This is a genomic window from Streptomyces nigra, assembly GCF_003074055.1.
Classification (GTDB): domain Bacteria; phylum Actinomycetota; class Actinomycetes; order Streptomycetales; family Streptomycetaceae; genus Streptomyces; species Streptomyces nigra.
Genome location: NZ_CP029043.1, coordinates 3,527,612 through 3,540,696, shown reverse-complemented (window position 1 = coordinate 3,540,696; position 13,085 = coordinate 3,527,612). Strand labels below are relative to the sequence as shown.

At 73.0% G+C, this 13,085-nt stretch carries 10 protein-coding genes; 3 read left to right on the top strand and 7 right to left on the bottom strand.

Annotation, left to right across the window (positions count from 1 at the left end):
- Positions 1-6: 6 nt before the first annotated feature.
- The 6 genes from DC008_RS16275 to DC008_RS16250 form a co-directional block, all read right to left on the bottom strand.
- Positions 7-1,278 (bottom strand): hypothetical protein, encoded by a 1,272-nt coding sequence (locus DC008_RS16275; protein ID WP_208645900.1) that lies wholly within the window; start codon positions 1,276-1,278, stop codon positions 7-9.
- The gene (locus DC008_RS16270; RefSeq protein ID WP_108707609.1) at positions 1,275-2,489 is read right to left on the bottom strand and encodes a bifunctional glycosyltransferase family 2/GtrA family protein; all 1,215 of its coding nucleotides are present in this window, start codon (positions 2,487-2,489) and stop codon (positions 1,275-1,277) included. Before DC008_RS16270 ends, DC008_RS16275 begins: the two co-directional genes overlap by 4 nt.
- A 132-nt stretch (positions 2,490-2,621) precedes the next feature.
- Positions 2,622-3,200, bottom strand: a complete 579-nt coding sequence (locus DC008_RS16265) for a hypothetical protein (RefSeq protein ID WP_123954006.1) — start codon at positions 3,198-3,200, stop codon at positions 2,622-2,624.
- 8 nt (positions 3,201-3,208) lie between these two features.
- On the bottom strand, positions 3,209-3,715 hold the full coding sequence (locus DC008_RS16260; protein WP_108707607.1) for a SigE family RNA polymerase sigma factor: 507 nt from the start codon (positions 3,713-3,715) through the stop codon (positions 3,209-3,211).
- Between the two features lie 120 nt (positions 3,716-3,835).
- A complete protein-coding gene (locus DC008_RS16255; RefSeq protein WP_108707606.1) occupies positions 3,836-5,794 on the bottom strand; it encodes a sigma-70 family RNA polymerase sigma factor in 1,959 nt (652 codons plus the stop codon).
- A 378-nt stretch (positions 5,795-6,172) separates the two neighbouring features.
- On the bottom strand, positions 6,173-6,946 hold the full coding sequence (locus DC008_RS16250) for a TetR/AcrR family transcriptional regulator (RefSeq protein ID WP_108707605.1): 774 nt from the start codon (positions 6,944-6,946) through the stop codon (positions 6,173-6,175).
- 385 nt (positions 6,947-7,331) lie between these two features.
- On the opposite strand from DC008_RS16250, the gene DC008_RS16245 reads away from it, so the two are divergent.
- Positions 7,332-8,708 (top strand): NAD(P)/FAD-dependent oxidoreductase, encoded by a 1,377-nt coding sequence (locus DC008_RS16245; protein ID WP_108707604.1) that lies wholly within the window; start codon positions 7,332-7,334, stop codon positions 8,706-8,708.
- 133 nt (positions 8,709-8,841) lie between these two features.
- Complete coding sequence (locus DC008_RS16240) at positions 8,842-10,497, top strand: ATP-binding SpoIIE family protein phosphatase (protein ID WP_108707603.1); 1,656 nt, start codon at positions 8,842-8,844, stop codon at positions 10,495-10,497.
- A gap of 21 nt (positions 10,498-10,518) precedes the next feature.
- On the opposite strand, the gene DC008_RS16235 is transcribed toward DC008_RS16240, so the two are convergent.
- The gene (locus DC008_RS16235) at positions 10,519-11,784 is read right to left on the bottom strand and encodes an MFS transporter (protein ID WP_208645899.1); all 1,266 of its coding nucleotides are present in this window, start codon (positions 11,782-11,784) and stop codon (positions 10,519-10,521) included.
- A 145-nt stretch (positions 11,785-11,929) separates the two neighbouring features.
- Between DC008_RS16235 and DC008_RS16230 the strand changes: the two genes are divergently transcribed.
- A complete protein-coding gene (locus DC008_RS16230; protein WP_108707601.1) occupies positions 11,930-12,475 on the top strand; it encodes a MarR family winged helix-turn-helix transcriptional regulator in 546 nt (181 codons plus the stop codon).
- Positions 12,476-13,085: the final 610 nt, after the last annotated feature.

Sequence of the window (13,085 nt, the reverse complement as noted above, 5' to 3'; positions counted from 1 at the left end):
AGCCGGTCAGGGCACGCCCAGCTCGAAGAGCACATAGCCCGCGTACGACCCGGACGCCACCGCCGCCATGCCGAGCAGGCCGCACAGCAACGGCACGCTCAGGGTGCGCAGTTTCAGGGCGAGCGGCACGAACAGCGGGAACGCCGGGAGCAGATAGCGGGAGACGTTCCCGAAGATCTGCTGACTGCCGAGGACCAGGGCGAAGGTCAGCACCGTGTAGACGACCAGCACGGACGGCGGGCGCAGCCGGATCAGCAGCGCGATCAGCGCCAGGCCCAGCAGGACGACGATCACCCCGATCAGGTCGGGGACGGGGAACGCGAAGAGGTAGTCGCGCCGGCCCACGGCCACGTTCGCGAAGACGTCGAGGGTCTGCTCGCCGTAGTCGAAGGTGTGGGCCCAGGCGCCCTTCTGCAGCACGAAATAGCCGTCGAGCCGGCCCATCCGGTCGCCGACGTACAGCAGATAGGTGCCCAGCCCGAGGGGGGCGAGGAGGATCGCGGTGAGCGGGCGGGACAGGTCGCCGTCGTGGCGGCGGTGCAGGGTCCGCAGCGCGGCCACGGTGAGCGCGGCGATCAGGGCCACCGAGGTCGGGCGGCTCAGTCCGGCGGTGAAGGTGAGGACGCCCGCGGTGAGCCAGCGGTCGTTCATCACGGCGTGGCAGACCCACACCGCGAGGGCGACGTACAGGGACTCCGAGTAGCCCGACCATTCGGTGCCCGAGCCGGGCCAGACGGCCCACAGCCCGGCCGCGGCGAGCCCGGCGCGACGGCCGCCGAAGCGGGCGGCGACGGCGTAGATGCCGAGCGCCGCGACGAACGACGACACGATCGACACCAGCAGACCGGCGCCGTACAGGCCGAGACCGGTGACGTCGGAGACCAGCCGCATGGTGGCCGGGTACAGCGGGAAGAACGCCGCGGAGTTGCCCTCCAGGGTGATCAGGCCCTTGGCGTCGGGGATCCCGACCAGCGCCGGGTCGTACCCGTGGGCGGCGATCTGCTGGTACCACCAGCCGTCCCAGCTGGCCAGGACGTCCCACGCGTGTTCGCCGCCGCCGAAGCGCGGGTGCTTGCGCCGGAAGTCCCCCGTGGAGTCGAGCAGATGCAGGAAGACCAGGAAGCCGATCAGCTTCAGGCCGCCGTACATGATGATGACCGGCAGATGCTCGCGGGCGAGCTCCGCGGCTCTGCGCCGCACGTCGTCCAGCCGGTCCCGGCCGGTGCGGTCGGAGGGTACGGCGGCGGGCTGGTCGACGGGGGTCAGGGTGGCGTTCACGCGCGCGCCTCCGTGCCGCGCCGGCCCGCCCGGAACACCCAGGCGCGCAGCAGCAGGAACCGCAGCAAGGTAGCCCCGAGATTGGCGGCGACGAGCACCACGAGTTCCGTGGCGCGCGCGGCGTCCGGCGCGACGCCGTGCAGGACGGCCAGCGAACCGCTGGTCAGCGTCAGACCGACGAGGAACACCAGCAGACCCTTCGCCTGGTGGCGCAGCGCCCCGTCCCGGCCGCGCACCCCGAACGTCAACCGCCGGTTCGCGGCGGTGTTGGCCAGCGCGCACAGCAGCAGCGCGACCGCGTTGGCCGCCTGCGGTCCCGCGGCCGGCCGCAGCAGCGCGTACAGCAGGACGTACCCCAGGGTACTGACGGCCCCGACGGCCCCGAATCGCAGCAACTGCCCCGCCAGTCCGTCGGGTTGCCCGTCGTCGCGCCGGCGCAGCCGGGCCGTGGGGAGGGTGCCCCGGGCCAGCGCCGCGCCGATCCGGGCGATGCCGCGCAGGTCGGCCAGCGCCGTCGCCCAGATGTCGACCCGGCTGTCGGGGTCGTCGACCCAGTCCACCGGCACCTCGTGGATCCGCAGGCCGGCCCGCTCGGCGATCACCAGCATCTCGGTGTCGAAGAACCACCCCGAGTCCTCGACCAGCGGCAGCAGCCGCTCGGCGACGTCCCGCCGCACCGCCTTGAACCCGCACTGCGCGTCGCTGAAGCCGACCGCGAGCGTGGAACGCAACAGGGCGTTGTAGCAGCGGGAGATGACCTCCCGGCGTGGCCCGCGCACCACCCGCGAGCCACGCGCCAGCCGGGTGCCGATCGCGATGTCGGAGTGCCCCGATATCAACGGGGCGACCAGCGGCAGCAGCGCGGCGAGATCCGTCGACAGATCCACGTCCAGATACGCCAGGACCGGCGCCTCGGACCGCGACCACGCCGTGTGCAGCGCCCGGCCGCGCCCCTTCTCGGCGAGCCTCAGCCACTCCGTCTCCGGCAGCTCCTCGGCCAGCCGGGCGGCGATCGCCGGGGTCGCGTCCGTGCTGGCGTTGTCCGCCACGGTGATCCGGAACGGGTACGGGAAGGTCTCGCGCAGATGGGCGTGCAGCCGCCGCACGCTGCGCTCCAGGTCCGCCTGCTCGTTGTGGACCGGGACGACCACGTCCAGGACCGGCTCGCGCTGGTGCGCCGGGAGCGGCGTCCGGAGCGGCAGATGATCCATCAGGTTTGTCACGTTCCATCCAGGTTCGTTCTCTGGCGCAGGGCATGCCGAAGGCGCTCGTGGCGTCACGGGGTGACCTGCCGCGGTGAGTGGTCGGGGTCGGGGGGCCGAGGGCCGGGTCGGCGGGGGCGGCTAGAAGAGCTCCCCCGAGGGCGGCGCGGAGACCTCCGTGTTGCTGGGCCGTCCGTCCGGGGTGTTCGTGGGCGGGCTGGTGTCCCGGTCCGGCGGCGCCTCGGTGTTCGTGTCCGCGTCGCCGTCCGACCCGGCCTCGGTCTCCGTCCCGCCGCCCCGGTCCTTCTCCTCGTTCTCGGTCCGGGTCGGGTCGGCGGTCGGGGACTCGCGGCCGGCCGAGGGGGCGGTGGTCGTCGGCGCGGAGTCGTCGGCGGATCCGCTGGGCGACTCCGGCGGCGACTCGGTGGGGCCGGAGAGCTCGGGCGAGGGGGTGGGGCCGGGGGTCGCCGGGGCCGTCGCCGGGCGCGGGAACGGGCCCTGCGGATGCTCGTCGCCCCGGTCGTGGGGCAGCGCGAACCAGGCGAAGCCCAGGGCGATGCCGACGACCGCCAGCACCGAGCCGGCAGCCCGCTTCACCGCGCGGACGCGCCGGTGGGCCCGCACCCCCGCGTGCAGCCGCACCTGGTGCTCGGGCTCGAAGGGGGTGTGCTCCCGGGAGTCGCGCATCATCCGCGCCAGCTCCCGCTCGAAGTGGTCCATCGGCTTCTTCACCCCACCGGCTCGATCACGTCGGACAGGAGGCGGCGCAGCCGTGCCACGCCCCGCGAGGCGTGCGACCGCGCGGTGCCCACCGGGCACCCCAGCACCTCGGCCACCTGCCGCTCCGACAGGTCCTGGTAGTACCGGAGCACCACCGCGGCCCGCTGCCGCGCCGGCAGCTGGGCCAGCGCGGCCTCCAGCCGGGAGCGCTCCACGACCGCGGCGGACACGTCACCGGTCTCGGGCAGGTCCGGCAGCTGCTCGACCGGCCGCTCCCCCCACCAGCGCCGCCGCGCCGACCGGGCCGCCGCGCGCACCAGCACCTTCCGTACGTACGCCTCCGGCGCCTCGTCCGCGATCCGGGGCCAGACGAACCACAGCTTGACCATCGCGTCCTGGAGCAGGTCCTCGGCCCGGTGCCGATCGCCACCCACGAGGAGACGGGACAGGTGGAACAACGCCGACCAGCGAGCTGCCACGAACCCGTCGAACCCTTCGGCCCGACTCTGCTCCACGCCCACCGTCCCCTGTCGCCACCGGCCCCCTACATTCAGGGAAAGACACTGGGCACGCCGAAACGATGCACCGGATTCGTGTGATCCGGGTTACACCGGGGGCCGCGTCGCCGAACGGCGTCAGGAGCAGCGGAACTTGGAGTCCGCCCAGTCGGCGAGCAGCAGGGTGTCGAAGGCGCCGTGCGGCTCCACGACCAGCCGTACGGTCCGCCGTCCGGTCAGGTCGACGTGGACGGGCACGGCGGCGTCACCCGCCTTCACCGTGCCGGACCGCCACAGCCGGACCCCGTCGGCGTGCACAGAGAAGGAGAACCGGCCGAGCCCCAGCGTCGAGTCGTCGACGCCGACCCGCGCCTCGTAGGCGTCGCACCGCCGGTTGAGGTCGATGGTGACGGAGGACCGGCCGTTCACGGTGACGCCGTGCGCGTAGTGCCGGCCCGCGATCGACAGCCCTTGCCGCTGCCACACCCAGCTGCTCTCGGCCAGCCGCATCTCGGGCCCGCTGCCGTCACCGGTGAGGTCGTACGCCAGCTCGTCCCACCGGTACTCGGCCGGGGCCGGCGGGGGAGGGGGCGTGGGTGTGGGGGCAGGGGTGGTCGGTGCCGGTGTGCGAGGCGGCTCGGGGGCGGGCGGGGCCGGCTTCGCGCTGGGCGTGCGGGTCGGTGTGGGGGAAGGGGTCGGAGTGGGCTTCGGGGCGGCCTTGGGGGCGGGCGGGAGCGGCTTCGGGCTGGGCGTGGGGCGCTCGGACCGAGGTGGCCGCGGGGTCGGTGTCTCCTCGACCACGGGGGACGGGACGGGCGGCTGCTTGGCGTCCGTCTTCTCGGCCGGCTTGTCGTGCCCGACCAGCGCGAGCACGATCGCCGCCACGACGCCCACGGCGACGACCCCGGCCGCGATACCGGCCTTCAGCGGGGCGCCCAGCCCTTCGGACGCGGCCGCGCCGCCGCCTCCGCCCGTGCCTCCGGACGAGGCGCCGCCCGCGGCACCGGCACCGCTCGCCGCGCCACCGCCACCCGAGGCCGCCGCGGCTCCCGCGGCACCGGCCGCGCCCGCTCCGGCGCCCCCGGCGACGAGGGCGGCCACCTTGGCGTACCCGGCGGCACCGAACCAGCCGATGACCGCGACCGGGACGACGGCCGGGATGCCTCCGGCGACCTCCTTGATCTGGCCCGCGGCCAGCCGGCACCGGGCGCACTCGTCGAGATGCTTGCGCAGACCGCGTTCGGCCCGGGTACGCAGACTGCCGCGCGCGAACGCGCCGAGCCGGTCGGCATAGCGGGCGCACTCCCCGTCCCGGGCGAGGCTGGCGCTGACATGCGCCTGGAGATAGGCCTGCTTGAGCCCCTCACGGGCCCGACTCGCCAGCACCCGCGTGCCGTTGGCGTCGAGCCCGAACAGCGTGGCGACCTCGCTCGGCGACTCGTCCTCCACCTCGGTGTGCCACAGCACCGCCTGCCAGCGCTCCGGCAGCGACCGGAACGCCTGCATGGCCAGCGACTGCTCGGCCTCGTGCATGGCCCGCACGTCCGCGCCGAGGTCGAGGGTGTCGTCGTCGGACATCTCGGCGGCCCGCGCCGACTGCGCCGCGAACACGGCGAAGTCGTCGACCAGTTGCTCCCGCCGCGCCGACCGCGTCCAGTCCGCCGCCGCCCGCCGGATCGAGGTGAGCAGATAGGCGCGTACGGCGTGCTCGGGACCGGAGCCGGACCGCACCGCCTGGAGCATGCGGGCGAACACCTCGGCCGTCAGGTCGTCGGCGGTGTGCGCGTCACGGCAGCAGGTGCGCGCGTACCGGCGTACGGCCTGCGCGTGCCGGCGGTACAGCTCCTCGTAGGCGCTGTCGTCCCCGGCCCGCATCCGGCCGATCAGGTCGGTGTCCGAGGGTGGCGGCATGTGCGGGGGCGTGCTGCTGTCCTCGCGCCGGTCGCGCTGCGCCGGGACGTTGCCCTCCGCGCGCGGAGCGCGGTCGTCCGGGGCGTCGCCGGGCGGCGGGACGTCCGGGCGGCCGCCCTGACTCGGCACCTGTGGGGTCGCCGCGTCGCCGTCGTCGCGCGACTCGTCCCACCCGTCAACGCTCATCGCGGAAAGCCCCCGCTGCCAGCTCCACCAGTCCCGGACACCGGGTCAGGGTGCCACATCGCCATTTGGCCGGGACCGGCGCGAACGGACATCCACTCGTCCGTGGGGACTTGGCGCGAGATGGCATGAGCATGACCCGAACGGGGGAAGGCTCAACGGGCCTGTTGGTGACGGCAGTTGAGCGATCGGGCCGGAACGCCCCGGTGTGTCCGTGACCGTGTTCGAGGGGGGCGGCGGGTCAGTGCCCCCCTTGTGCAACCACCCGTTCGGGGGCCCGGCGTCCGGCGGCCAGGGTGACCGCCGGACCGGCGGGCGGCACCCGCCGGGACACCGGATCACGCCGGCCAGGACGCCGCATCACGCCGCCGGGACGCCGGATCACGCCTGGGGGCGCGACCGCAGGCCCTCCAGCAGGATGTCGAGCAGCCGTGCCGAGGCCGCCGCCTGCTGGGCCGCGTCCGGCAGGGAGGGCGCGGCCGTCGCTATCACCAGCAGGACGTCCGACACCGACACGTCCGGCCGCAGCTCGCCCGCCGCGCGCGCCCGCTCCACGAGCCGGCCCACCACGTCGAGCAGCGCCGCCGCACCGGCGTCGTCCACCGGGTCGGCCGCCACGGCCGGAGCCGGCTCGGACACCAGCCGCAACTCGCCCGCGCCCGGCTGCACCCGCTGCTGCGGCACCCGCGCCTCGTCGGTCGCGGCCTCCTCGGCGACCCCGACCCGCAGGACCTGCGGCGGCAGCAGCCGGCCCGCGCCGGACGCCACCGACGTCCGCAGGAAGCGCGACAGCGCCGACCACGGCTCGTCCTCCTGGCCGAGCGCCGCACGCGCCTGGTCCGTCAGCCTCGACGTCTCCTCCTCGGCTATCCGCCGCACCAGGACGTCCTTGCTCGGGAACCGGCGGTACACCGTCCCGACGCCGACCCGGGCCCGGCGGGCCACGTCCTCCATCGGCGCCCCGTACCCGAGTTCGCCGAAGACTTCACGCGCCGCGCGCAGCACGTGCTCCAGATTGCGCTGCGCGTCCACGCGCAGCGGCGTCGTACGCGACGACTCCCCACGTCCGGCGCCCGCGCTCATGGCGGAGCCCATCGCCCCACCCGCCGGCGCGACGGCGGACGCGGAAGCCCATCGAGAATCCTGAACATGCATAAGTGATCCCCCGGTAATGACGTCTCCCCCCGGAGACACTCCCCGTCATTGCTAGCCGGAGCGTCGCGGAACAAGCCCGGGACAACGAGCCCGTCCCGTGTGTCTCACGGACCCGATGAGCGCATCCCCCTGCACCCCGTCGACACACGAACATAGTTGAGAGGGGGTCAATTCAGAAGGGGCACGTTCCGCACGGAGCGCCCCTCGATCGGAGTACGGGTCGTTTACGTCCCGATTGCGCCACCCGCGCACCCCCAGTCCACCCCTTCTGACCTGCGGACTCTTCGCACAGTCCGGCAATTCGGCCAAATCGCGGCGGCGTCGGCCACCGGTCATACAAATCGTCGAGGCTGTGGACAAACGCAAGCGACGGGTGCGTCATGGGATGGTGAAGGAGCGTGCGCGCATTCTCGTTGTCGGCGGCGGCTACGTCGGGATGTACACGGCCCTGCGTCTCCAGCGCCTCCTCAGACGGGAACTGGCGCGGGACGAGGCCGAGATCCGCCTCGTCACCCCGGACCCGTACATGACGTACCAGCCGTTCCTCCCGGAGGCGGCGGCCGGCTCCATCTCGCCGCGGCACGTCGTCGTCCCGCTGCGCGCCGTCCTCCCACGGTGCCGGATCGTCCTCGGCGAGGTCACCGCGATCGACCACGCCGCCCGCACCGCGACCGTGACCACCCTCGCCTCCGGCGAGGAGGGCCCGAGCGAGGCCATCGCCTACGACGAACTCGTCCTCGCCCCCGGCTCCGTAGCGCGCGCCCTGCCCGTCCCCGGCCTCGCCGACCACGGCATCGGCTTCAAGACCGTCGAAGAGGCCATCGGCCTGCGCAACCACGTCATCGAACAGATGGACATCGCCTCCTCCACCCGCGACCCCGAGATCCGCGACGCCGCCCTCACCTTCGTCTTCGTCGGCGGCGGCTACGCGGGCGTCGAGGCCCTGGGTGAACTGGAGGACATGGCCCGCTACGCCACGCGGTACTACCACAACGTCCGCCCCGAGGACATGAAGTGGATCCTCGTCGAGGCCTCCGACCGGATCCTCCCCGAGGTCGGCGCGGACCTGGGCCGCTACACCGTCTCCGAGCTGCGCCGCCGCAACATCGACGTACGGCTGCACACCCGCCTGGAGTCCTGCCAGGACCGTGTCGCCGTCCTCGACGACGGCTCCCGCTTCCCCACCCGCACCGTCGTGTGGACGGCCGGCGTCAAACCCCACCCGGTCCTCGCCGCCACCGACCTGCCCCTCGACGAGCGCGGCCGGCTCCGGTGCACCGCCGAACTGTCCGTCGAGGGCACCACGCACGCGTGGGCCGCCGGGGACGCCGCCTCCGTCCCCGACGTCACCGCCCGCGAACCCGGCACACTCTGCGCGCCCAACGCCCAGCACGCCCTGCGCCAGGCCAAGGTGCTCGGCGACAACATCGTCCACACCCTGCGCGGCGAACCCCTCGAGACGTACGCGCACGCGTACGCCGGCTCCGTCGCCTCCCTCGGCTTCCACCAGGGTGTCGCCCAGATCTACGGCCGCCGGCTCAAGGGCTACCCTGCCTGGTTCATGCACCGCGTCTACCACCTCAGCCGGGTGCCGACCTTCAACCGCAAGGCCCGCGTCCTCGCCGAATGGACGCTCTCGGGTCTCTTCAAGAGGGAGATCGTCTCGCTCGGTTCACTCGAACATCCGCGAGCCGAGTTCGAACTCGCGGCCGGTGGAAAACATCCACACAGGCCCGAAGACGACCCGAAGGGGTCGTCCTGACCGGACCCAGGAACTCCCCGGCCGGGGCAGGCGTCTGACGGGTGTCGGCCGGGACGGCCGCCCTGCCAGACTGACCCCGACCGATCCCGGACGACCGGAGCCGGCCGAAGACGACGACACGAGGCAAGGATTCGTGAACTTCACGCGCTGGAGCGCCCGGCTCCCCGGAACGCAGCGCCGCGCCGCAGCGCGGACCGAACCCGCGGCGGCCCTCGCCCAGGACCGGCCGGGCGACGGTCCCGGAGCCGTCCCCGCGGCCCGTGTCGAGCAGCTCACCGACGCCGGCCGGCCGATCCCCGCCCTCGACGAGCTGCCCGCGCGTGAGGTCCTCGACCGCGTCCCCGCCCTGGTCGCCCTCGTCCACGGCCCCGAGCACCGCCTCGCCTACGTCAACGACGCGTACGCCGCCGCCTTCGGCCCCCGCCTCACCGGCGAACCCGCGCGCGCGGCCCTCCCCGAACTCGCCGGGCTCGGCCTGCTCCCGCTCCTCGACCAGGTCCTGCGCAGCGGCCGCTCCCGCACCCTGAAGTCCCGCAAGGCCACCGACGGCCGCTCCTACACGTTCACCTGCACGCCGGTCACCGAGGGCGACGGCGGCGTCCTGGTCTTCGCCACCGACGTCACCGACCACGCCGAGGCCGCCGAGCGCCTGCGCGCCAGCGAGCGCCGCCAGCGCGAGACGGCCGTCACCCTCCAGCGCTCCCTGCTCCCGCAGGAGCTGGAGGAGCCGGACGACCTGCGCATCGCCGCCACCTACCACCCCGGCGGCACCGAGGCCGCCGTCGGCGGCGACTGGTACGACGTCATCACCCTCGGCGGCGGCCGCACCGCCCTCGTCATCGGCGACGTCATGGGCCGGGGCGTCCGCGCGGCGGCCGTCATGGGCCAGCTCCGCACGGCGGTACGCGCGTACGCCCGCCTCGACCTCCCCCCGCACGAGGTGCTCCAGCTGCTGGACGGCCTCGCCATGGAGATCGACGCGAACCAGATCGCGACCTGCGTCTACGCCATCCACGACCCCAACGAGGGCAGCCTGGTCTACGCCTCCGCGGGACACCTGCCGATCCTCGTCCGCGACGAGCACGGCGCCGTCCAGCGCGCCGACGAACCGACCGGGCCGCCCCTCGGCACCGGCGGCTGGATGCACGCGTCCGGCTCGATCGCCCTCAGCCCCGGCTCCACGGCCGTCCTCTACACGGACGGCCTCGTCGAACGCCGGGACAAGGACCTGGACGAGGGCATCGCCTCCCTGGAGACGGCCCTCGCCGGAGCGACCGGCACCCCGCAGGTCGTCTGCGACCGCCTGGTCCGCTCCGCCGGCGTCACCGCCGACCACGACGACGACGTCGCCGTCCTCGTCCTCCAGCACCCCGCCCGCACCGGCCCCGACCACGAGCTCTTCCGCAACGCCGCGCTGGAGCTGCTCGGCGGCGTCGAGGCGGCCCCCCGCGCGCGTGCCTTCGCCTCCGGGGTGCTGACCAGCTGGCGCTTCCCGTCGGACCTGCACGACCACGGCGTCCTGGCCACCAGCGAACTCGTCGCCAACTCCCTCCAGCACGGCACACCGCCCATGCGCCTGCGCCTGCGCCGCACCGACCGCCGCCTGATCATCGAGGTCACCGACGGCGACGACCACCTGCCGCGCCGGCGCCGCGCCGAACCGGCCGACGAGTCGGGCCGGGGCATCGCCATCGTCGCCAGCATCGCCTCGGCCTGGGGCTCCCGCCGCACCCCCGGCGGCGGCAAGGCCGTCTGGTGCGAGTTCGTCCTGCCCCGGGACAGCTCTTAGGGCCAGGGCCCTTCGCTCGGATCAGGCGTGCGCCGACTGCCCCGCCGGCGTCGCGGTCCCCTGGGCCACGACCCGGCTGCGGTGCAGCCACGGCTGGTCCTGTGCGACGGTCAGCCGCCGCCCGAGCCGCAGCGCCAGCCAGGTGACCCCCAGCGAGAACAGCGCGAACGTCACCACGTACGGCCCGTGCAGCGACGCCCCCATGGGTCCGCCCACAGCCGGCCCCACCGCCAGCGCGAGCTGCTTCACCAGGGCGAACGCCGAGTTGTACTGCCCGGCCAGACCCGTCGGCGCCAGATCCGCCACCAGCGGGGCGACGGTCGGCGACAGCATCGCCTCACCCAGCCCGAACAGCGCGTACGTGGAGATGAAGGCGGCGGTCGCCATCTCCTTGCTGCCGTTCCCCAGCCCCGCGTACGCCGCCGCGACCCATGCCACGGCCCAGATCAGCCCGACCGCGGCGATGACCCGCGTCCGACGCCGGCGCTCGACGAACCGCAGGACCACGAACTGCGCCACCACGATCATCGCGGTGTTCGCCGCGAGCGCGGTGCCCAGCGTCGACGTCGACACCCCGGCCGCCTCCACGCCGTAGGCGCTCAGCCCCGACTCGAACTGCCCGTAGCAGGCGAAGAACAGCACGAAGCCCAGCACACACAGCTGCACCATCTGCCGGTGGCGCAGCATCTCCCGCCAGCTGCCCTTGGCCGAACGGCCCTCCGGCGCCCCGCCGACCTGCGGCGCCCGCGGCATCCGCACGGTCGCCATGACGACGACCAGCAGCAGGAACATCGCGGCCTCGATCGCGAACAACAGCGTGAACGAGGACACGCTCGTCGCGTCGACGAGATGCCCGCCGATCAGCCCGCCGACCCCGAGCCCGAGGTTCTGCAGGAAGAACTGCGTCGCGAAGGCACGGGACCGGGTGTCCGCCGAGGAGCAGTCCACGATCATCGTGGCGAGCGCCGGCTGCATCACGGCCTGCCCGGCGCCGAGCACGGCCGACGCCAGCAGCACGGCCGCCGCGCTCCCGGCGAGCCCGAGCCCCATCGCTCCGACGGCGGCGGCGACCAGGGCGGCGAGCAGCACCGGCAGCGGGCCGCGCCGCACGATCGCCCGTCCGGCGAACGGCAGCACGACCAGCGCGGCCACGGCGAAGACGGCGAGGACCAGCCCCGCCGTCATGGCACCCAGTCCCCGCACCTGCGCCACATAGACGTACAGGTAGGGGACGGTGAAACCGAGCCCGAACGCGCTGAGTGCGTTGCCCACGTGGATCCGGCGCATCGCTGCGCCCCTCGCCCTGGTCACGTTCACCTCTCTTCTGGCAGACCCTCGATGCAGGCCTGAAGACTTCGAACCTAAACTTCGAAGCTAAACAGTACACAATGAAGGACTTCGATGCGAAGCAGGGCCGTGCCATACTCCCCCCATGGGCGACCCCGACATCGGCGAACCGACGCTCGAAGAGCAGATCGCCGCCTACCAGCGCGAGTTCCAGGACCTCGACCCCCAGGTCGAGAAGATCGTCTCTGCCCTGTCCCGGCTGAACCGGCGCATGAACGTCGCCTACGGGCGCCAGACCGCCGCCCTGGGGATCAGCAACACGGACTGGGAGGTCCTCAAGGCCCTCGTCCTCTCCGGCGCCCCGTACCGGATGGGCCCCGGCGAGCTCGCCAAGCGCCTCGGCCTCACACCGGCCGCGATGACCCACCGGATCGACCGCATGGTCGCCGAGGGCCTGGTCACCCGGGAGCGCGACGAGAACAACCGGGTCCGCGTCATCATCGAGCTGACCGCGGAGGGGCGTGCCAAGTGGCTCGAGGCGATGCGCCTCGCGACCGTCTTCGAGGAGGACCTCCTCCAGGACCTCTCTCCCGAGGAGCGCGCGACCCTGGGTGAGGCCCTGACCCGTCTGCTCCGCCGGGTGGAGGACGCCCAGCCGGACGCCGGCGGACGCCTCACCGACCTGGACTGAAAAGATCTTGACAGGGGGCGGTTGACATCGCCTTGGCCGATCCGTAAGGTTCTTCGGGTTGCCACGGAGCCGGAACGGTTCTGCGACAACACCTCCCGCCGCGACAGCGGCACCTCAAACCACCAGCACGATCTCCCTGACGGGTTGATTTCGGCGTGCCCGAATTCAATTCGAATAAGGGGCCGGCGGCCCGATTGGGAATCGCCGGAAGGATCCGCTAAGGTTTGAGACGTCGGAACGGCCCAACCGCCGCGAAGACAAGCTCCGCTGACTGGGGATCAGGCCGAAAAGGATCTGGTAAAGTCGGAACCGCCGGAAGGGGAAACGCGGAAGCGGGAACCTGGAAAGCACCGAGGAAATCGGATCGGAAAGATCTGATAGAGTCGGAAACGCAAGATCGAAGGGAAGCGCCCGGAGGAAAGCCCGAGAGGGTGAGTACAAAGGAAGCGTCCGTTCCTTGAGAACTCAACAGCGTGCCAAAAGTCAACGCCAGATATGTTGATACCCCGTCTCCAGCATCTGCTGGGGCGAGGTTCCTTTGAAAAAACACAGCGAGGACGCTGTGAACGTCGGGATTATTCCTCCCGATGTTCCGCTCTCGTGATGTGTG

Excerpts from the sequence above, each read along its gene's own strand:
- DC008_RS16270 (WP_108707609.1), bottom strand. The coding sequence starts at position 2,489 with ATGGATCATCTGCCGCTCCGGACGCCGCTCCCGGCGCACCAGCGCGAG.
- DC008_RS16265 (WP_123954006.1), bottom strand. The coding sequence starts at position 3,200 with ATGGACCACTTCGAGCGGGAGCTGGCGCGGATGATGCGCGACTCCCGG.
- DC008_RS16255 (WP_108707606.1), bottom strand. The coding sequence starts at position 5,794 with ATGAGCGTTGACGGGTGGGACGAGTCGCGCGACGACGGCGACGCGGCG.
- DC008_RS16250 (WP_108707605.1), bottom strand. The coding sequence starts at position 6,946 with ATGCATGTTCAGGATTCTCGATGGGCTTCCGCGTCCGCCGTCGCGCCG.
- DC008_RS16245 (WP_108707604.1), top strand. The coding sequence starts at position 7,332 with ATGGTGAAGGAGCGTGCGCGCATTCTCGTTGTCGGCGGCGGCTACGTC.
- DC008_RS16235 (WP_208645899.1), bottom strand. The coding sequence starts at position 11,784 with ATGCGCCGGATCCACGTGGGCAACGCACTCAGCGCGTTCGGGCTCGGT.
- DC008_RS16230 (WP_108707601.1), top strand. The coding sequence starts at position 11,930 with ATGGGCGACCCCGACATCGGCGAACCGACGCTCGAAGAGCAGATCGCC.